Raw genomic sequence first — 19,812 nt, forward strand, 5'->3', positions numbered from 1 at the left:
TGTGCACCGCGGCGTACGGGTGACGACATTGCGCCACCCCGTACAGACGGTCGGGGCCAATTCTGCCAGGGCGGCAGGGTCCGCGTAACCTCGCCGTTCAGCCTCCCAGGTCGACCAGGAGCGGGGCCGCGTGCTCGCCGTCGACGTTCGTGAGCGACAGGACGGCGTGTCCGGCCGGCAGCTGGTACGCCAGCTCGGAGGCGGACCAGCGCTCCCGCTCGACCCGCCGCACGGTGACGGCGTCCCTGGTCACGGCCTTGCCGGTGACCAGCTTGCGCAGGCCGTGCAGGGCGCGGGTGAACGGCTGGTCGGCGAAGACCGCGTGCTGGGCGACCTCGCGGGTCTCCACCCACTCCTTGCCCCACACCTCGGCGAAGCGCTTGCCGTCCCAGGTGGTGACCCCGCTGAAGACCATGCAGCAGCCGACCGCGCCGAGCAGCGCGGTGTGCAGTCCCTCGGGGACGTCGTCGACGGTACGCAGCGCCAGGACCGCCCCCGCGTTGACCGAGCGCAGCCGCCTGATGTTCCGGACGGTCTCGGCGGTGACCGTGTGCGTGGCGTCGTCCAGGACCAGGCAGACGAAGAGCGACCGGTCGGCGCGTGCGGCGGCGATCGCCGTGAACTGGGCGAGGACCAGCCGCGCGAGCAGCCGCGACGCCTCCGCGTGCCCCCGCTCGGGAAGGTCGATCCTGACCCGCAGCGGCAGGTGCTCGAGGGAGCGCAGCGAGAAGGGCCTGGCCTCGTCGCCCGTGGCGAAGAACGGTGCGAACGCAGGCCGGTCCAGCAGCGCGATCCGGTCGGCGAGCACGGGGCCGGGGTCTCCGGCGCCTCCCTGCTGCCTGCTGCGGGCCTCCAGCTCCCGCAGCATCGTCCGGTGGCCGCCCGCCGCGAGCGCCTCCCGCAGGACGTCCGTCGCGGCCAGGTCGCCGTCCAGGAGCTCCCGGAGCGCGGGCACCCCGGGGAAGTGCCCGTGGACGGCACGGTAGGGGCCGAGGAGCTGGGCGAGCACGGTGGCCGCGCGCCTGCTGTCCATCTGCGCCACGTCGCCGACGAGCCCTTCCGCGAGCACCCCCGCGGCCTCGTCGGGGTCGGTCGTGCCTCCGTAGAGGTCGAAGTCGTGCACGGAGGCGGGGTCGCCGATCCGCACCACGACGTCGAAGGCGTCGTCCGGGCCGAGCTCGCCTCCGCCGCTGCCCACCGCGAGCACGGCGGCCCGGCCGGCGAGTGCCTGGAGGGACAGGGACTCGACGACGGGGCGGACGAGCCGGGCCGACTTGCCCGCGCCGGGGGGCCCGACCGCCAGCAGGGAGGTGCCGAGCAGCGCGGGCTCCAGGGCGATGCCCGAGCCGCGACGGGGATAGGGGTTGTGCGGGTGCTCCGCGACGCTGCCGATCCGGACCTGGCCGGTGAGCAGGTCGTGGCGGGCGGTGCGGCGCGGCAGGTCACGGGCGCCCGAGGGGTGCAGGGCGGCGGCGCCGCCGGTGCGCAGCACGGCCTCGGTGAGTGCTTCGAGGCGCTCGGGGTGCGCCCGGCCCACGCTCCAGGCATGGCGCACGCGCGCGACGTCGACGTCGTTCATCCGGCCGGTGCGCACCTCCGCGGCCAGGGTCTCGGCGGCGTCCGTCCGCCCGGCGGCGCGCAGCTCCGGCCACTCTGCCGGTGACGGGGCGTCGGGGGGTGCGGCGGGGTCACGGGGTGGCTCGGCGGTGGCCTTCCCGCCCCGCCCAACGATCAGTGCGCGCCAGCCGCCGAGGCGGGCGAAGGGCCAGAGCACGCCGACGGCGATCAGGGCGTAGATCACGTTGACCACGGTCTGGCTCTGGTAGATCTCCCCTCCGGCGACCGTGGCGACGAGGATGAGCACGGGCCGGACCAGCGGCACCGCGTCCTTCCACACGAGGAGTTCGGCGAGGCCAGCTGCGGCGGCCGTCGCCAGCGCGAGGAAGGGCTGTCCCCGGCCCGCCACATGCCGGCGGAAGATCTCGGACCAATTGCCCAGGCGCCCGCAGCCGTAGACGAGGAGCCCGAAGAGGACGGCTTCGTAGACGGTGAGCGCGTCGGCGCCCTCGATCGTCCGGGGGCCGCCGAAGGTGCCGGCGTACCACCAGTCGGCGGGGGTGAAGAGCTTCAGCGGTACGAGCCGGTAGGGGATGTATCCGTTGCGCCAGAGGGACCACAGCAGCAGACCGCTGAGTACGGAGATGAGCACACCGACCAGCAGCGAGCGGTCGGACACCCCCTCGGGCTTCTCGGGCGGGCGCGGGGTGTGCCCGAAGCGCCACACGCCCGGTTCGCGCACGGGGCGGGGGGTGCGCAGCCATTCCTCGACGCTCGCGTCGGCGGAGGGGCGCCGGGGCTGCGGCGCGTAGGAGGGAGGCGGCGGTACCGCAGGCGGTGGCCCCGCGTGGGCGGGAGCGGCCGGCCCCCCGGGCGGTGGCCCGGCGGGGCGGGGCACCCGGTCCGCGCCCGTGCCGCGTGCGTCGTACGTGCCTTCGGTGTCCATGAACCGCCGCCCCCTGACCAGCCAGGTCCCGCCGTTTGCACGGCCAATCTAGTGCCCGGGCACCGGGAGTTCAGCCATGCGGCCGGATGACCCGGCGCGGGCGGTGCCCGGGGGGTCCACCCGGGCATCTGTCCGTCGCGGACAAGGACACGTGCTCACCACTCCCGATCGGAGCATGACCGGCGCCCTCGGCCACCCCTAGCCTGCAGAAACAGAAGCGTCCGAAACACCCCCAGGAGCCCCGCATGCCCGACCTCCCGCAGGAGCGCCGCCTCCTCACCGCCATCCCCGGCCCGAAGTCGGCCGAGCTGCAGGCCCGCCGTGTCGCGGCGGTGGCCGCGGGTGTGGGTTCCACCCTGCCGGTCTTCACCGCCCGTGCCGGCGGCGGGATCATCGAGGACGTGGACGGCAACCGGCTGATCGACTTCGGTTCCGGCATCGCCGTGACGTCGGTGGGCGCCTCCGCCGAAGCGGTCGTACGCCGCACGTCGGCGCAGCTCGCCGACTTCACCCACACCTGTTTCATGGTCACGCCGTACGAGGGCTACGTGGAGGTCTGCGAGCAGCTCGCCGAGCTCACGCCGGGCGACCACGCGAAGAAGTCGGCGCTGTTCAACTCGGGCGCCGAGGCCGTCGAGAACGCCGTGAAGATCGCCCGCGCGTACACGAAGCGCACCGCGGTCGTCGTGTTCGATCACGGTTACCACGGCCGGACGAACCTGACGATGGCGCTGACGGCCAAGAACATGCCGTACAAGCAGGGCTTCGGTCCGTTCGCGCCCGAGGTCTACCGGGTGCCGGTCGCGTACGGCTACCGCTGGCCGACCGGTGCCGAGAACGCCGGGGCCGAGGCCTCCGCGCAGGCCATCGACGAGATCACCAAGCAGATCGGCGCCGACAACGTCGCCGCGATCATCATCGAGCCGGTCCTCGGCGAGGGCGGCTTCATCGAGCCGGCCAAGGGCTTCCTCCCGGCCGTGGCGCAGTTCGCGAAGGACAACGGGATCGTCTTCGTCGCGGACGAGATCCAGTCCGGTTTCTGCCGGACCGGCCAGTGGTTCGCCTGCGAGGACGAGGGCATCGTGCCCGATCTGATCACCACGGCCAAGGGCATCGCCGGCGGCCTCCCGCTCTCGGCGGTGACCGGCCGCGCGGAGATCATGGACGCCGCCCACGCCGGCGGCCTCGGCGGCACGTACGGCGGCAACCCGGTGGCCTGCGCGGGTGCGCTCGGCGCCATCGAGACGATGCGCGAGCTGGACCTGAACGGCAAGGCCAAGCGCATCGAGGAGGTCATGAAGGGCCGCCTCTCCGAGATGCGGGCGAAGCTGCCGAACGGCGACATCATCGGCGACATCCGCGGCCGGGGCGCCATGATCGCGATCGAGCTGGTGAAGTCCGGCACGAAGGACCCGGACGCCGCCGCCGCCGGCGCGCTGGCCAAGGCCTGCCACGCGGAGGGGCTGCTGGTGCTCACCTGCGGCACCTACGGCAACGTGCTGCGCTTCCTGCCGCCGCTCGTCATCGGGGAGGACCTGCTGAACGAGGGCCTGGACGTCCTCGAGCAGGCGTTCGCCCGTCTCTGATCCGTTCGTACCACCCGGGTGCCGGCGAGCCGCTTCGGGCGGCGGGGGCGGCACCCGGGTCGGAGCGTGTGAAGAAGGTGTGCGGGGGCGATGGCGGGATACCGTTGCCACTTCCGGTGCCCGCTTCCTCTGACGTACGGTTTTTCCAGATGAGAGAAACACCCCGCCCGCAGGGGACTGCGGGTGAATCCGGGCCGGGGCTCCCCCAGCGCCGTCCCGGACGTGCCATCGCGCACACCGCTGGAGCCTCGTGCTCCGGGACTCCTCACCGATCGGATGGCCGCCCGCCCCACACCCCCCGGGGCGCGCGGCAAACCGATCCGACCGGCCACCTCGGAACAATCCCCCCTGTTCCCCGGTGGCCGGTTCTTCTCGTCTCCACGGCCGTGACGCTGCTGGCCCTCTTCGCCCTGATCACCTGGCAGGTGCTGGCCGACGGCCCGCTGCTGGGCCCCGACGAGCGGCTCGGCCTGGACCTGGCGGGGCGCGGCCCCGCCCGGCTCGCGGACCTCTTCGCGGACCTCGGCAACATGCAGGTCGCGGTGCCGGTGCTGGCGTGCGCGGTCGTCCACGCCTGGTTCCGCGGCGCCCGGCGCGCGGCGCTGTACGCCGTACTGGCCATGGCGGCCGTTCCTGCGCTCGTCGTCCCGCTCAAGCTGTGGACGGACCGTCAGGGTCCGCTGACCGAGGCGACGGGCTACTTCCCTTCGGGGCACACGACGACGGCGATGGTGGCGTACGGGGCCGCGGCCCTGCTGCTGGTCCCGTACGTGCGGCGGACATGGGTGACGCTCGTCGCCGCCGTCCTGCTGACGGCGGCGACGAGCGCCGGTCTGGTGCTGCGCGGCTACCACTGGCCGCTGGACGTGGTGGCCGGCTGGTGCCTCAGCGGGGTGCTGCTGCTCGCCCTGCGCGCGGGCACGCGGAGCGGTCAGCCTCCGAAGTAGGCGTCGAAGTTCTTCGAGAACTCCCAGTTGTTGAAGCGGTCCCAGTTGATGGACCAGGTCATCAGCCCGCGGAGCCCGCTCCACGTGCCGTGCGTCCGGTAGGTGCCGCAGTCCGTCTTCTTCGTCAGGCAGTTCAGCGCCTTGGTGACCTCGGCGGGCGAGGTGTGGCCGTTGCCCGCCTGGGTGGACGCCGGGAGACCGAAGGCGACCTGCTCGGGGCGCAGGGCCGGGAAGACCTTGGTCTGGTCACCCGCGACGGGGAAGCCGGTGAGCAGCATGTCGGTCATGGCGATGTGGAAGTCGGCCCCGCCCATGGAGTGGTACTGGTTGTCCAGTCCCATGATCGAGCCCGAGTTGTAGTCCTGGACGTGCAGCAGGGTGAGGTCGTCGCGCAGGGCGTGGATGACCGGCAGGTAGGCGCCGGCGCGCGGGTCCTGGCCGCCCCAGGGGCCGGAGCCGTAGTACTGGTAGCCGAGCTGGACGAAGAAGGTCTCGGGGGCCATGGTGAGGACGAAGTCCTCGCCGTACTTGGCCTTGAGGGACTTCACCGCGGAGATCAGGTTGACGATGACGGGGGTCGTCGGGCTGCGGAAGTCGGTGTCGCCCGTGGCGAGCGAGAGCGAGTGGCCCTCGAAGTCGATGTCGAGGCCGTCCAGTCCGTAGGTGTCGATGATCTTCGACACGGACGAGACGAAGGCGTCGCGTGCCGCGGTGGAGGCGAGCTGCACCTGCCCGTTCTGGCCGCCGATGGAGATCAGCACCTTCTTCCCCGCGGCCTGCTTGGCCTTGATGGCCGCCTTGAACTCCGCCTCCGTCTCCACTCCCGGGCACTCGGCCACGGGGCAGAGCGAGAAGCGGATGTCGCCCGAGGTGACGGAGGTCGGCTCGCCGAAGGCGAGGTTGATGACGTCCCACGAGTCGGGCACGTCGGCCATGCGGGTGTAGCCGGAGCCGTTGGCGAAGCTGGAGTGGAGGTAACCGACGAGCGCGTGGGCCGGAAGGCCCGCGTCGCCCCCTCCCCCGCCGCCCGCGGTCGTGCCGGCGCTCACGGCCGGGGACTTCGGTGACTCGCCGGCCGCGTTGACCGCCGTGACCTGGAAGCTGTACGTGGAGGACGCGGCGAGTCCCGTCACGGTCGCCGAGGTGCCGGTGGTGTCGAGGACCTTGGTGCCGTCGCGGTAGACCCGGTAGCCCGTCGCTCCGGCGGACGCCGTCCAGGAGAGCGGGACGGAGGACGCGGTGGACGTGCCCGCCCGCAGCCCCGTCGGAGCGGCGGGGACGGTGACCGGGTCGCCCCCGGGCCCGGTCAGGGTGAGGTCGTCGGCGTAGTAGGCGGGGGTGCCGTACCAGCCGTGGGTGTAGACGGTCACCGAGGTGGTCGAGGGGCCGGTCCTGAACGTGGTGCCGAGCTGCTGGTACGCCCCCGCGGACTGCGTCCAGGTGGAGACGTCGGTGGTTCCGGTGCCGGACGCCCCCAGATAGACGTAACTCCCCTGCACCCAGGCGCGAAGCGTGTACGAGGAGTCGGGCTTCACCGTCACCGTCTGGGAGCAGCGCGCGTTGTCGCTGCCGGCCGGGGTCGCCTTCAGCGCGGACGTCCCGCCGTGCACGGGCGTGCTGACGGTCGCCCCGCTGCCGCCCGAGCAGGACCAGCCGTCCAGCCCGGCCTCGAAGCCACCGTTGCGCGCGAGATCGGCGTCGGCCGCACCGGCGGCCGGCGCCGAAGCGGCCAGACCGCCCGCGGCGAGCAGCACCGCCGAGAAGGCGGCCAGAAGTCCGGAGAAGCGGATGGGTGGTCCGGTGCGTTCCACAACAGCCTCCGTGCAGGGGGGAATTGAGCGGTCCGCGCACAACATGGTCCAGACCAATCCACTTGTCAAGACCTCTGGCGGTGCCTCAGTCCTCTCCGCCCCGCGCCCCACGGGCGGCGACGGCCTCGTGCAGGGCGAGTTCGAGGAGCACCGGATCGGTGAGCGTGCCCGAGCCGTCGGGCAGGATCAGCCACCGCACCCCGCCCACCGTGCTGCCGGGCCTGGGAACGACGATCCACGCCCCCTCACCGACACCGCGGATTCCTGTCCCGACCCAGCGGGCGGCCGTCCCCGGCGGCACGAAGAAGCCCATGCGGTGATCTCCGAAGTCCGCCAGGACCGGGCCCGGCCGGTCGATGAGACGGGTGAGCACGTCGAGCGTCGGATAACCCAGCTCCCCCGGGACGACGAGCACGTCCCAGCGCTTCCCGGCGGGAAGGAGCGCCATCCCCTGAGGGTCGCGCTCCCACTCCCTCCGGCAGGCACCCGGATGCGGTGCCACCGATGCGAGCCATGCGACCGCGGCTGTCGCCCCCGTGCCGGCCATGAACGTCCTCCTTCTCCCCGTGGGCACCGGCAGGGTCCTGCCGGTGCGTGCACGGGGAGAGAGAGGGCCGGGCCCGGATCATGACGCGGGTTCGGGCACCGATCCGTGGTGAGCTGGGTCACTCCCGCCGGGCCACCCAGTTCAGCTGTCGAAACCGAGCCCCAGCCGGTCCATGGTGCGCAGCCACAGGTTGCGGTGCCCGCCGTGGCTGTCGGCGCCGGCGAGGGACCGCTTGGTGAGCTCGATGCCGGCCCAGGCGAAGGGTTCGGGCGGGAAGGGCATCGGCTTCGAGCGGACCATCCGCAGCGCGGTCCGCTCCGTCTCACGGCCGGACAGGAGGTCGAGCATCACGTCCGCGCCGAAGCGCGTCGCACCGACCCCCAGTCCGGTGTATCCGGCGGCGTAGGCGACCCGCCCGCGATGGGCCGTGCCGAAGAACGCGGAGAAGCGCGAGCAGGTGTCGATGGCGCCGCCCCAGGCATGGGTGAAGCGCACCCCGGACAGCTGCGGGAAACACTCGAAGAACTGTCCGGCGAGCTTCAGGAAGGTCTCGGGCCGCTGGTCCAGGGAGGGGTCCAGCCGCCCGCCGTACGGATAGATCGCGTCGTAGCCGCCCCACAGGATCCGGTTGTCGGCGGAGAGCCGGAAGTAGTGGAACTGGTTGGCACTGTCCCCCAGCCCCTGCCGCCCGCGCCAGCCCACAGAGGCGAGCTGACCGGCGCTGAGCGGCTCCGTCATCAGGGCGTAGTCGTAGACCGGGACCGTGTACGGGCGCACCCTCCTGACCAGCGAGGGGAAGATGTTCGTGCCGAGGGCGACGTCCCGGGCGAAGACCCTGCCGTACGGGGTGCGGACCGCCATGCCGGCTCCCGACCGGGCGACTTCGAGGCCCCGGGTGTTCTCGTGGATCCGTACGCCGAGGGCGAGGCAGGCCTTCTTCAGGCCCCAGGCGAGCTTCGCCGGATGCAGCATGGCGACGCCGCGCCGGTCGAGCAGACCGCCGAGGAACGAGGGCGAGTCGACCTCCGCGCGCACCTGGTCCCGGTCCAGGAACTCCAGTCCGCCGAAGCCCAGCTCCTCGGTCCTGCGGTGCCATTCCCGCAGCTCCTCGAGCTGGTGAGGGGCCGTGGCCACGTCGATCTCGCCGGTCCGCTCGAATTCGCAGTCGAGGGCGTACCGGCCGACGGCGGCCTCGATGGCGTCGAGGTTCCGCGCGCCCAGCTCCTCCAGTTTCCCGATCTCCTCGGGCCAGCGCTCCAGGCCGTTGGCCAGGCCGTGTGTCAGGGACGCGGCGCAGAATCCGCCGTTGCGGCCCGAGGCGGCCCAGCCCACCTCGTGGCCCTCGATGAGGACGACGTCGCGTCCGGGGTCGCGTTCCTTGGCGAGCAGGGCGGTCCACAGTCCGCTGTAGCCGCCGCCGACGACCAGCAGATCGCACCGCGCGTCCCCGGTCAGTGCGGGGAGGGCCTCGGGCCTTCCCGGGTCGTCGAGCCAGTAGGACAGGGGACGTGCGTCGGAGAGTGAGTGTGCGGCAGTACGCATGGCATCCGGGGCCATGGTTTCCAACTCCTTCGGGTTCTACTTTCCCGCATGGCTCTTCCGCCGGTTCGCGATGAGCTGTCCGGCGAGGACCACCGAAACGGCGATGACGAACATGGCCGTGCCGATGACGTTGATCTGCACGGGCGTTCCGCGCTGGGCCGATCCCCAGACGTACATGGGGAAGGTCACGGTGGAGCCCGCGTTGAAGTTGGTGATGATGAAGTCGTCGAAGGAGAGCGCGAAGGCGAGCAGCGCTCCCGCGGCGATTCCGGGTGCGGCGATCGGGAGGGTCACCCGCAGGAAGGTCTGCACGGGTCCCGCGTAGAGATCGCGGGCCGCCTCCTCCAGACGCGGGTCCATCGACATCACACGCGCCTTGACGGCGGTCACCACGAAGCTGAGGCAGAACATGATGTGGGCGATCAGGACGGTCCAGAAGCCGAGTTGCGCCCCCATGTTGAGGAAGAGCGTCAGCAGCGAGGCGGCCATGACGACTTCGGGCATGGCCATCGGCAGGAAGATCAGCGAGTTGATCGCGCCACGCGCCCTGAAGCGGTAGCGGACCAGCGCGAAGGCGATCATCGTGCCGAGCACGGTGGCGCCGGCGGTCGCCCAGAAGGCGATCCGCAGGGAGAGCGAGAGAGAGCCGCAGAGGTCCGCGGCGCCGCAGGGGTCCTTCCAGGCGTCGAGGGAGAACTCCTGCCAGGCGTAGTTGAAACGCCCGTTGGGCCGGTTGAAGGAGAAGACCATGACGACGGCGTTCGGAAGGATCATGTAGGCGAGCGTCAGCAGCCCCGCGATCACGACCAGCTTCCGGCGGATGAGACGGAGTACGGGCATCAGACCAGGTCCTCCGTCCCGGAGCGGCGGATGTAGACGGTGACCACGAGCAGGACGACCGCCATGAGGATGAACGAGAGTGCGGCGGCCGTCGGGTAGTCCAGGACCCGCAGGAACTGGGTCTGGATGACGCTGCCCACCATCTTGGTGTCGGTGGAGCCGAGGAGCTCCGCGTTGACGTAGTCGCCGCTGGCCGGGATGAACGTCAGCAGGGTGCCGGAGACGACCCCGGGCATGGAGAGCGGCAGCGTCACCTTGCGGAAGGTGGTGGCGGGCGTGGCGTAGAGGTCGCCCGCGGCCTCGTGCAGCCGTCCGTCGATCCGCTCCAGCGAGGTGTAGAGCGGCAGGATCATGAAGGGCAGGAAGTTGTACGTCAGCCCGCAGACGACGGCCATCGGGGTGGCCAGCACCCGGTTGTTCTCGGTCCAGCCGAGCCAGCCGGTGACGTCCAGCACGTGCAGGCTGTTCAGCACCTCCACGACCGCGCCGCCGTCCGCGAGGATCGTCTTCCAGGCCAGCGTCCGGATGAGGAAGCTGGTGAAGAAGGGGGCGACGACCAGCACGAGCACGAGGTTGCGCCACCGCCCGGCCTTGAAGGCGATCAGGTAGGCGAGCGGGTAGCCGAGCAGCAGGCACAGGATCGTGGCGGTGCCGGCGTACAGCAGCGACCTGATGAACTGGGGGTAGTAGTCGGCGAGCGCGTCCCAGTACGTCCGGACGTGCCAGGTGACCTCGAAGCCCTTCTCCAGGGATCCGGTCTGCACGGAGGTGGAGGCCTGGTAGACCATCGGCAGCGCGAAGAAGACGAGCAGCCACAGGATGCCGGGAAGCAGCAGCCAGTAGGGGACGAGCCGTCTGCGGGTGGACGGCCGCCGGACCTCGGCCTGTGCGGGGGGCGCGGGTGGCGCCTCGGTGACACTCACGCCGCGTCCTCCAGGCTCTCCGCGCCGGCGCTGATGTCCTGGGCCGCGTCGAGACCGAAGGTGTGCTCGGGGTTCCAGTGCAGGACGACCTCGGCACCGGGGACGAGCCGGCTGTCACGTTCGACGTTCTGCTCGTAGACCTGGAGCGCCGTGCCGGCCGGGCTCTCGACGACGTACTGCGTGGAGACGCCGATGAAGCTGGAGTCGGTGATGCGGCCCGTGACGCGGTTGCGGCCGTCGGGTATCGCGGCCGCGTCCCCGGCGTGGGCGAGGGAGATCTTCTCGGGCCGTACGCCGACGAGCAGTTTTCCGCCGGCGGACGCCGGGGAGGTACACCTGCCGCCGGGCAGCCGGAGCGTGCCGCCGCCGGCCGAGACGACGACGTCGGTGCCGCTGGAGACGATCTCGCCCTCGATGAGGTTGGAGGTGCCGAGGAAGTTCGCCACGAAGGTGGTGCGCGGGTTCTCGTACAGCTCCGCGGGGGCTCCGAGCTGCTCGACCCGGCCTCCGTTCATCACCGCGACGGTGTCGGCCATGGTCATGGCCTCCTCCTGGTCGTGGGTGACGTGGATGAACGTGATGCCGACCTCGGTCTGGATGCGCTTGAGTTCGAGCTGCATCTGACGGCGCAGCTTGAGGTCGAGCGCGCCGAGGGGCTCGTCGAGGAGGAGCACCTGGGGGTGGTTGATGAGCGCGCGGGCCACGGCGACGCGCTGCTGCTGGCCGCCGGAGAGCCGGTGGGGTTTGCGGTGGGCGAAGTCACCGAGCTGGACGAGTTCCAGCATCTCCCCGACCTGCTTCTTGACGGACTTGATGCCGCGCCGGCGCAGGCCGAAGGCGATGTTCTCGGAGACGTCGAGGTGCGGGAAGAGCGCGTAGCTCTGGAAGACGGTGTTGACGGGCCGTTTGTACGGAGGCAGGTCCGTGATGTCCCGGCCGCCGAGCGAGACCGTGCCGGTGGTGGCGTCCTCCAGGCCCGCGATCATCCGGAGCGTGGTGGTCTTGCCGCATCCGGACGCGCCGAGCAGCGCGAAGAAGGAGCCCTCGGGGACGGTCAGGTCGAGGGGGTGCACGGCGGTGAAGGAGCCGTAGGTCTTGCTGATCCCGGTGAGACGGACGTCGCCGCCCTCTGTCTGCTGCTGTGTCATGGGTCGCGGTCCCGGTGGTGTCGGAGGAGATCGGGCGGGGGACGGGGCGGTCAGGCGCCGATGAGCTTGGCGAACTTCTCCTCGTACGCCGTCTCTTCCTCGGAGCTGAGGGAGCGGAAGGCCCGCGACTTCGCGGCCATCGCCTTGTCGGGGAGGATCAGCGTGTTGGAGGCCATGGACTCGTCGATCTTCGCGAGTTCGCCGGCGACCCCGTCCACCGGGCAGACGTAGTTGATGTACGCGGCGAGCTGGGCGGCGACCGGGAGCTCGTAGTAGTAGTCCATGAGCTTCTCGGCGTTGGTCTTGTGCCGTGCCTTGGCCGGGATCAGCATGTTGTCGCTGGAGGTGATGTAACCGGCGGCGGGGATGGTGAACTTGATGGCCGGGTTGTCCGCCTGCAGCTGGATGATGTCGCCCGCCCAGGCCACGCAGGCCGCGATGTCGCCCTTGCTGAGGTCCGCGGTGTAGTCGTTGCCGGTGAAGCGGCGTATCTGCTTCGTGTCCACGCCCTTCTGCATCCGGCCGATGGCCGCGTCGAAGTCGGCGTCGTCGAACGAACCGGGGTCCTTGCCCATGTCCAGGAGCGTCATGCCGACCGAGTCGCGCATCTCGGAGAGGAAGGAGACCTTGCCCTTGAGCTTGGGGTCGTCGAGCAGCTGGGTGATGGAGTCGACCTTCCGGCCGCCGGTCGCCTTCTCGTTGTAGGCGATGACGGTCGGGATGCCGGTCCAGGGATAGGAGTAGGCGCGCCCCGGGTCCCAGTCGGGCGTGCGGAACTGGGCGGAGAGATGGGCGAAGGCGTGCGGCAGGTTGGCGTGGTCGAGCTTCTGGGCCCAGCCGAGCCGGATGATGCGCGCGGCCAGCCAGTCCGTCACGATGATCAGGTCGCGGCCGGTGTCCTGGCCCGCGGCGAGCTGCGGCTTGATCTTCCCGAAGAACTCGACGTTGTCGTTGATGTCCTCGGTGTACTTGACCTTGATGCCGGTGCGTTTCGTGAACGCCTCCAGGGTCGGACGGCTCTTCTCGTCCTCACCGACGTCCATGTACTCGGTCCAGTTGGAGAAGTTGACCTGCTTCTCCGCCGCCGAGTGGTCGTCGGACTCCGCGGCGTCCCCGTCCCGTTTCGCGGGCGGGATGCCGCACGCGCTCAGCGCCCCGAGGCCGCCGAGTGTGAGGGCGCCCATGCCTGACGCACGGAGGAGGGAACGGCGGGTGAGGGCGCCCCTGCCGTTGTCGAGGCTGCGCCTCATGGCGGCCAGCTGGGGCGCGGAGAGGCGCTCGGGCTCGTACTGTTCCATACGCGTGGGCCCTTCCGGGTGGGTGGGGCCGCCGTGCGGCGGCCGCTGCTATCGGTCCCCGAAAACGGTGCGGTGCCAGTCCTTCCGGGCCACCGCGGTGTTGTCGTACATGACGTGCTTGACCTGCGTGTACTCCTCGAAGGAGTACGACGACATGTCCTTGCCGAAGCCGCTGGCCCGGTAACCGCCGTGCGGCATCTCGCTGATGATCGGGATGTGGTCGTTGATCCACACGCAGCCCGCCCTGAGCTCACGGGTCGCGCGGTTGGCCCGGTACAGGCCGGTGCTCCAGGCGGAGGCGGCCAGTCCGTACGGGGTGTCGTTGGCGAGGCGGATTCCCTCGTCGTCGGTGTCGAAGGGCAGCACGACCAGGACGGGCCCGAAGATCTCCGCGCTGACGATCTCGCTGTCCTGGGCGGCGTCCGTGATCAGGGTCGGCCGGTAGTAGGCCCCCTCGGACAGCGCGCCGCCGGGAGCCTCTCCGCCGGTGACGACGGTGGCGTGGGCGCGGGCACGTTCGACGAAGCCGGCGACGCGGTCGCGCTGCTGGTGGCTGATCAGCGGGCCCAGGTCGGTCGACGGGTCGAAGGGGTCCCCCAGCCGCACGCCCTCCATCAGGGCGGCGACCCCGCTCACGAACGCGTCGTACAGGGGGCGCTGCACATAGGCGCGGGTGGCGGCCGTGCAGTCCTGGCCCGTGTTGATGAGCGAGGCGGCGACCGCTCCCTGGACGGCGGCGTCGAGATCCGCGTCCTCGAAGACGAGGAAGGGTGCCTTGCCGCCGAGTTCCAGGTGCAGGCGCTTGACGGTGGAGGTGGCGAGCTCGGCGACGCGCCTGCCGACGGCGGTGGATCCGGTGAAGGAGACCATCACGACGTCGGGGTGGCTCACGAGGTGCTCGCCCGCGTCCCGCCCCGCGCCGGAGACGATGTTGATCACCCCGTCGGGGAGGCCGGCCTCGGTGGCCGCCTGCGCGAACATCAGGGAGGTCAGCGGCGTGATCTCGGAGGGTTTCAGCACGATGGTGTTGCCCGCGGCGACGGCCGGCAGGATCTTCCAGGCGGCCATCTGGAGCGGGTAGTTCCAGGGTGCGACGGAGCCGATGACCCCGAGGGCCTCACGGCGTACGTAGGAGGTGTGGTCGCCGCTGTACTCGGCGGCCGACTTCCCTTCGAGGTGGCGTGCGGCGCCCGCGAAGAACGAGGTGTTGTCGACCGTGCCCGGGACGTCGAACTCGGTGGAGAGCTTGAGCGGCTTGCCGCACTGCACCGACTCGGCGTACGCGAACGCGCCTGCCTGCCGGTCGAGTACGGCGGCGAAGCGGTGCAGCGCCTGCGACCGTTCGCCGGGGGTGAGCCCCGACCAGCCGGGGAACGCCTCGCGTGCGGCGGCGACGGCGGCGTCCACGTCCTCGGTGCCGGCCAGTTCGTAGCGCAGGACCGTCCCGCCCGTCGCGGGGTTCACCACCTCCTGGTGGCGCCCCGACGTGCCCGGGCGCAGCCGGCCGCCGATGTACTGCGCGCCCGCCGCGAAGCGCTCCCGTATCTCGAAGCCGTTGTCCATGACGCTCTCCTCCGCCGCCCTGTGACCAGGGGCGGCGTAGCTTCTTGTCGAATTGAGTGCCGATCCTGACAGAGGCGCCCTCTACCAACAAGTGATTCCGTTGTTTCCTTTTGGTTACGCGACGGAATCTGTCGACGATGTGTCTCGTGTACACGGAAATCCCTGTACCGGCTGTCAGTGGCGGATGCCAGACTCGGCTGCCATGGGACAGGACTCTGTGGAACGGGACTGTGGGGAACGGGACGCTCTCGTAGCGCGGGTGGCCCGCGGGGAGCGGGTGAAGTACCTGCCGTTCTGGGGCCATCGGGCCCGCGCGGACGGCGAGCTGGGGAAGAGCTGCCTCAGCCAGTGGTGGCCGTCGCCCTTCACCGTCGACGCGGTCACCTACGCGACCGCGGAGCACTGGATGATGGCCGGCAAGGCCCGCCTCTTCGGGGACCCGGAGGCGGAGGCCCGGGCGGTGGCGGCGCGCAGCCCCGCGGAGGCGAAGAAGGCCGGGCGGCTGGTCAGGGGGTTCGACGGCGCCACGTGGGAGCGCGAGCGGTTCGCCCTGGTCGTCGCGGGCAGCGTCCACAAGTTCGGCCAGGACCCGGCCCTGCGCGCCTACCTGCTGGGCACCGGGGAGCGGGTGCTCGTGGAGGCCAGCCCGCTGGACCGGATATGGGGCATCGGGCTCGCCGAGGACGATCCGCGTGCCCTGGAGCCCGCCTCCTGGCGAGGGCTGAATCTGCTGGGCTTCGCCCTCATGGAGGCGCGAGCACTGCTGCGCGAGGGGTGACACGGCCCGCGGCCGGGCCGGGGACGGGCGTCCCCGGCCCGGCCGCACCCGCCGGTCCGCCGTGCGTCAGCGGGAGGAACCGACGACCAGCGACGTGGCGTAGGGGTCGTCGTAGTCGTACTCGCTGCCGGACTCGTCGTTGGCGATGGCCCAGATCATGAACCCGAGGAAGACCGCGCTCACGACGATCGCGATCGAGCCCAGGATGATCCCGGCGAGCGCCATCCCGCCGTTGGTCGCCTCGCCCCGCTTGGCACGGCCGCGGCCGATGACGCCGAAGATCAGGGCGAGGATGCCCAGGATGATGCCGAGCCCCCACATGCAGAAGCCGGCCACGGCGATGATGCCGAGCACCAGCGCCGCGACGCCCAGCCCGTTCGAGGGCGCCGGTCCCCAGGCGGGCTGGGCCGCGTAGCCGGGGTACCCGGGGTAGCCGTACGCGGCGGACGGCGGCGCGGGAGTGGGGTAGGCGTACGCCGCGGAGGGCGGGGCCGCGGGGTCCGGGTAGCCGTACTGACCGGGCTGCCCCGGTCCGTTCGGCGCCGTCGGAGGGGCCGGCATACCGGGGTGCGGCATGCCGGGCTGCGGGGCCGGGCCGAAGTTTCCGGCCGGTCCGGGTATGTGCCCGCCCCCCGCGTCCGGGCCGGGCATGGATGTGACCGTCGGCTGGTTGTGCACGGCGGGCGGTCCGGCGTCGGCGGGCTGCTTGCCCAGCTCGACCCGGCTGTCCGGCGGTGCCCACGGATCGCGCGGCACGCCCTCGCCACCGGGCTGCGATGTGTTGTCTGACATGGGCCTCCCCCATCGTGGTCCCGCCATGCTACGGCCCGGCATCGGGCCGCAGCCCCCCGCCTACGATGATCGGTGCAGCCGGTCCGCCCGGCCCAGAACAGAGATCCGGGAGAATCCGATGAACGATCTGCACCCCTTCATCGCGGGGCTGCCCAAGGCCGAGCTCCACGTCCACCACGTGGGATCCGCCTCCCCGCGCATCGTGGCCGAACTAGCCGCCCACCACCCCGACTCCAAGGTCCCCACCGACCCCGAGGCCCTGTCGGACTTCTTCACCTTCACCGACTTCGGGCACTTCATCGACGTCTACCTCTCGGTGGTCGACCTGATCCGCACCCCCGAGGACGTGCGGCTGCTGACCTTCGAGGTCGCGCGGGACATGGCCCGGCAGAACATCCGGTACGCGGAGCTGACCGTCACCCCGTTCAGCTCGACCCGCAGGGGGATCCCGGAGCAGGGCTTCATGGAGGCCATCGAGGACGCCCGCAGGGCGGCCGAGACCGAACTCGGCGTCGTGCTGCGCTGGTGCTTCGACATCCCCGGCGAGGCGGGCCTGGAGGCCGCCGAGGAGACGACCCGGCTCGCCGTGGACCTGCGGCCCGAGGGGCTGGTCTCCTTCGGTCTCGGCGGACCCGAGGTGGGCGTGGACCGCCCGCAGTTCAAGCCGTACTTCGACCGGGCGATCGCCGAGGGCCTGCACTCCGTCCCGCACGCCGGGGAGACCACGGGGCCGCAGACCGTCTGGGACGCGCTCACCTCCCTGCGCGCCGAGCGCATCGGGCACGGCACCAGCTCCACGCAGGACCCGAAGCTGCTGGCCCATCTCACCGAGCACCGCATCGCCCTGGAGGTCTGCCCGACGTCGAACATCGCCACCCGCGCGGTCGCCGACCTGGACCGGCACCCGATCAAGGAGATGGTCGACGCGGGTGTCCTCGTCACCGTCAACAGCGACGACCCGCCGATGTTCGGCACCGACCTCAACAACGAGTACGCCGTGGCGGCCCGGCTGCTCGGCCTGGACGAGATCGGCCTCGCGGCTCTGGCGAAGAACGCGGTGGAGGCGTCGTACCTCGACCCGGCCGGAAAGAGGACGCTGGCCGGCGAGATCGACACGTACACGACGAACTGGCTGAGCGGCCCCGGCCGGTGAGCCCGCGCGGTCACAATGGCCCCATGATCACCGACGTCACCGCCGTGGCCCACCGTGGCGATCCCTACCGCGCCCGCGAGAACACGCTCCCCTCGATCAGGTCCGCCGTCGCACGGGGGGCGGACGCGGTCGAGATCGACGTCCGCGTCACCCGTGACAAGGTGCCCGTCCTGCTGCACGACCGGACCCTGGAACGCCTGTGGGGCCATGACGTGCCCGTCGACCGCCTCGGCCACCGGGAGGTCGTGGAGAGGACCGGCGGAGGGGTTCCGGCCCTGCGTGAGGCCCTGTCCGCGGCCGGCGACCGGCGGATCATGATCGATCTGCCCGGCGCCACCGAGGCGGGGGTGCGGGAGGTCGTCGCCGTGGTGCGGGAGTGCGGGGCGGCCGACCGCGTCTACTACTGCGCGAACACCGAGGCGATGCTGCGGGTGCGCGCCGCGGACCCCTCGGCGGAGATCGCGCTGACCTGGACGACGCTCGCTCCACCGCGTGCCGTCCTGCTCGACGCGGTGCGCCCCCGCTGGCTCAACTACCGCTTCGGGCTGCTGAGCCGGGAGCTGACCGCCCGCATCCACTCCGACGGGCTGCTGGTCTCCGCCTGGACGGCCGACACCCGTCGCACGATGCGCCGGCTGCTGGCGTACGGCGTCGACTCGATCACCACCAACAGGATCGAGGCACTCCGGACGGAACTCGCCAAGTCGCCCTCCTCCGGAGCTTCTTGATCGGTCCGGCATCATGGGCGGTCCGTACCGTCCGTGATCCCAGGAGCTGACGTGCCCGAGCCAGGCCCCCGCACCGCACCCGCCCGTGTCCGCGTCGACATCGCCCACAACGCCCGGGTGTGGAACTACTGGCTGGGCGGCGAGGACCACTACCCCGTGGACCGTGCGGTCGGCGACCGGGTCACCGGCATGTACCCGAGCATCGGCGAAGTGGCCCGCGCGGACCGGGCGTTCCTGGGCCGGGTCGTGCGCCATCTGGCCGGTGACGCGGGCACAGGCCAGTTCCTGGACATCGGCACCGGGCTGCCGAGCGCGGACAACACCCACGAGGTCGCCCAGCACACCGCGCCCGACGCGCGCGTCGTGTACGTCGACAACGACCCGATCGTGCTGGCGCACGCGCGCTCCCTGCTCAGCAGCTCCCCCGAGGGCGCCACCGAGTACATCGAAGCGGACGCCCGGGATCCGCAGCGGATCCTGCGGGCCGCCGAGGGCACCCTGGACCTGCGGCGGCCGGTCGCGGTGATGATGCTCGGCATCCTCAACTTCGTGCTGGACACGGACGAGGCACGGACCATCGTGCGGACACTGATGGACGCGCTGCCCTCCGGCAGCCACCTGGTGCTCACGCACCCCACGCTGGAGCTGGGCGGCGAGGGCAACGAGGCGGCGATGCGCTTCTGGAACGAGAACGCCACCCCGCCGATCACCGCGCGCACCCGGACGGAGTTCGCCTCGTTCCTGGACGGCCTGACCCTCCTGGAGCCGGGCATCGTGTCCTGCTCCCGCTGGCGGGCGGGCGCCACCGCGCGGACCCCCGAGGTCGCCCAGTTCGGCGCGGTGGGCCGGAAACCCTGAGGCGGGGAGCCCGGCCGCCGGGGACGCCGTCCCGGCCGGGGCACTCCCCGGGGCGCAGCTCGCGGGTACGGCCGGGCGGGGCCCGAGGCCGGTCGCGGCGTCCGCCCCGCACCGACGCCGGTGGAGGTGTGCACCTCACCGGGCCCGGGCGCCTCGCGCGGGCACGTACCGAAGGGCTGCGTACCCTGGTTCAGCGCGGGGCCGGGGACGACTCCACCGCGGTCGCCGCCTCCAGCCGCTTGATCATGCGGCGTACGACGAGCAGCGGGATGACGCCGAAGACCCCGAAGGACATGTCGATGACGGTCCACCAGAACGGGATGTCCCTGATCTGACCGCAGATCAGGGCGAGCGGGATGATCCCGGCGCAGGCGATCATGCCGAACTCGATCACCCAGATGTTGCGGACCGGGTCGCGGTAGGGGCCGTAGAAGGCGACGGCGATGACGAGGTGGGCGAAGGCCAGCCAGTCGGTGCCGTACAGGACGAAGGGATGGTCCGCGTCGGCCTCGTCCAGACCGGTCCGTACCCGGCCGATCCATTCGGTCAGGGCCGGGAGGTGCTCGGGGGCGGGTGAGGCCGGGGCGTTCAGCAGGTCCTCGGCCCAGCGGAGTTCGGTGACCAGGGGGAAGGCGGTGAGCCCGCTGAGCACCAGACAGACGATGAAGACGACCAACCACACGCGTATGCGCCGCAAGAGGGCTCGCTCGTTCATGGCCGCAGAGTACGCCCGGCATGAACACGTTCAAAAACTGGGTCCCCGCAGCGCGTCCGAGGGCGCCCCGGTGCGCGGAT

17 protein-coding genes are annotated in these 19,812 nt (G+C 71.4%); 6 read left to right on the top strand and 11 right to left on the bottom strand.

Features of this window, described 5'->3' with window-relative positions; all coding sequences use genetic code 11:
- Nucleotides 1-97 precede the first annotated feature (97 nt).
- A complete protein-coding gene (locus tag ACFY8O_RS00265) occupies nucleotides 98-2,503 on the bottom strand; it encodes an ATP/GTP-binding protein (RefSeq protein WP_387897378.1) in 2,406 nt (801 codons plus the stop codon).
- 245 nt (nucleotides 2,504-2,748) lie between these two features.
- Between ACFY8O_RS00265 and gabT the strand changes: the two genes are divergently transcribed.
- Both gabT and ACFY8O_RS00275 read left to right on the top strand, forming a co-directional pair.
- A complete protein-coding gene (gene gabT / locus ACFY8O_RS00270; RefSeq protein WP_387897381.1) occupies nucleotides 2,749-4,089 on the top strand; it encodes a 4-aminobutyrate--2-oxoglutarate transaminase in 1,341 nt (446 codons plus the stop codon).
- 386 nt (nucleotides 4,090-4,475) lie between these two features.
- A complete protein-coding gene (locus ACFY8O_RS00275; protein ID WP_387897384.1) occupies nucleotides 4,476-5,036 on the top strand; it encodes a phosphatase PAP2 family protein in 561 nt (186 codons plus the stop codon).
- On the opposite strand, the gene ACFY8O_RS00280 is transcribed toward ACFY8O_RS00275, so the two are convergent.
- The 8 genes from ACFY8O_RS00280 to ACFY8O_RS00315 all read right to left on the bottom strand — a co-directional run bounded on the left by ACFY8O_RS00280 (nucleotide 5,021) and on the right by ACFY8O_RS00315 (nucleotide 14,708).
- Nucleotides 5,021-6,847 (bottom strand): chitinase, encoded by a 1,827-nt coding sequence (locus ACFY8O_RS00280; protein ID WP_387897387.1) that lies wholly within the window; start codon nucleotides 6,845-6,847, stop codon nucleotides 5,021-5,023. The two genes, ACFY8O_RS00275 and ACFY8O_RS00280, sit on opposite strands and share 16 nt — an antisense overlap.
- Nucleotides 6,848-6,932: 85 nt before the next feature.
- Nucleotides 6,933-7,394, bottom strand: a complete 462-nt coding sequence (locus tag ACFY8O_RS00285; protein WP_145810747.1) for a hypothetical protein — start codon at nucleotides 7,392-7,394, stop codon at nucleotides 6,933-6,935.
- A 141-nt stretch (nucleotides 7,395-7,535) separates the two neighbouring features.
- The gene (locus ACFY8O_RS00290; RefSeq protein WP_387897391.1) at nucleotides 7,536-8,951 is read right to left on the bottom strand and encodes an NAD(P)/FAD-dependent oxidoreductase; all 1,416 of its coding nucleotides are present in this window, start codon (nucleotides 8,949-8,951) and stop codon (nucleotides 7,536-7,538) included.
- A 21-nt stretch (nucleotides 8,952-8,972) separates the two neighbouring features.
- Nucleotides 8,973-9,776: an ABC transporter permease gene (locus ACFY8O_RS00295; protein WP_387897392.1), complete on the bottom strand. Its 804-nt coding sequence runs from the start codon at nucleotides 9,774-9,776 to the stop codon at nucleotides 8,973-8,975.
- Nucleotides 9,776-10,699, bottom strand: coding sequence for an ABC transporter permease (locus tag ACFY8O_RS00300; RefSeq protein ID WP_145810753.1), 924 nt, complete (start codon nucleotides 10,697-10,699; stop codon nucleotides 9,776-9,778). The genes ACFY8O_RS00295 and ACFY8O_RS00300 overlap by 1 nt, the downstream gene beginning before the upstream one ends.
- Nucleotides 10,696-11,847, bottom strand: a complete 1,152-nt coding sequence (locus ACFY8O_RS00305; RefSeq protein ID WP_145810755.1) for an ABC transporter ATP-binding protein — start codon at nucleotides 11,845-11,847, stop codon at nucleotides 10,696-10,698. The genes ACFY8O_RS00300 and ACFY8O_RS00305 overlap by 4 nt, the downstream gene beginning before the upstream one ends.
- Nucleotides 11,848-11,897: 50 nt before the next feature.
- Nucleotides 11,898-13,145 (bottom strand): polyamine ABC transporter substrate-binding protein, encoded by a 1,248-nt coding sequence (locus tag ACFY8O_RS00310; RefSeq protein ID WP_387897397.1) that lies wholly within the window; start codon nucleotides 13,143-13,145, stop codon nucleotides 11,898-11,900.
- Between the two features lie 48 nt (nucleotides 13,146-13,193).
- Entirely contained in the window at nucleotides 13,194-14,708 is a 1,515-nt protein-coding gene (locus ACFY8O_RS00315; RefSeq protein WP_387897398.1) for a gamma-aminobutyraldehyde dehydrogenase, read from the bottom strand.
- 202 nt (nucleotides 14,709-14,910) lie between these two features.
- Between ACFY8O_RS00315 and ACFY8O_RS00320 the strand changes: the two genes are divergently transcribed.
- Nucleotides 14,911-15,486, top strand: coding sequence for an NADAR family protein (locus tag ACFY8O_RS00320; RefSeq protein ID WP_145810761.1), 576 nt, complete (start codon nucleotides 14,911-14,913; stop codon nucleotides 15,484-15,486).
- A 66-nt stretch (nucleotides 15,487-15,552) separates the two neighbouring features.
- Here the strand turns inward: ACFY8O_RS00320 and ACFY8O_RS00325 are convergent, their stop codons facing one another.
- Nucleotides 15,553-16,278 (bottom strand): DUF4190 domain-containing protein, encoded by a 726-nt coding sequence (locus ACFY8O_RS00325; protein ID WP_145810763.1) that lies wholly within the window; start codon nucleotides 16,276-16,278, stop codon nucleotides 15,553-15,555.
- Nucleotides 16,279-16,396: 118 nt separating this feature from the next.
- Here ACFY8O_RS00325 and ACFY8O_RS00330 point away from each other — a divergent pair, with 118 nt between their 5' ends.
- The 3 genes from ACFY8O_RS00330 to ACFY8O_RS00340 are packed head-to-tail and all read left to right on the top strand — an operon-like array spanning nucleotide 16,397 to nucleotide 19,017.
- Nucleotides 16,397-17,431, top strand: coding sequence for an adenosine deaminase (locus tag ACFY8O_RS00330; RefSeq protein WP_387897402.1), 1,035 nt, complete (start codon nucleotides 16,397-16,399; stop codon nucleotides 17,429-17,431).
- 23 nt (nucleotides 17,432-17,454) lie between these two features.
- The gene (locus tag ACFY8O_RS00335) at nucleotides 17,455-18,159 is read left to right on the top strand and encodes a glycerophosphodiester phosphodiesterase (RefSeq protein ID WP_387897404.1); all 705 of its coding nucleotides are present in this window, start codon (nucleotides 17,455-17,457) and stop codon (nucleotides 18,157-18,159) included.
- A gap of 51 nt (nucleotides 18,160-18,210) precedes the next feature.
- Nucleotides 18,211-19,017: an SAM-dependent methyltransferase gene (locus ACFY8O_RS00340; RefSeq protein ID WP_387897406.1), complete on the top strand. Its 807-nt coding sequence runs from the start codon at nucleotides 18,211-18,213 to the stop codon at nucleotides 19,015-19,017.
- A gap of 190 nt (nucleotides 19,018-19,207) precedes the next feature.
- Here the strand turns inward: ACFY8O_RS00340 and ACFY8O_RS00345 are convergent, their stop codons facing one another.
- Nucleotides 19,208-19,732, bottom strand: coding sequence for a hypothetical protein (locus tag ACFY8O_RS00345; RefSeq protein ID WP_387897409.1), 525 nt, complete (start codon nucleotides 19,730-19,732; stop codon nucleotides 19,208-19,210).
- Between the last annotated feature and the right edge of the window lie 80 nt (nucleotides 19,733-19,812).

This window comes from Streptomyces argenteolus, from assembly GCF_042902585.1.
GTDB classification, from domain to species: Bacteria; Actinomycetota; Actinomycetes; order Streptomycetales; family Streptomycetaceae; genus Streptomyces; species Streptomyces argenteolus.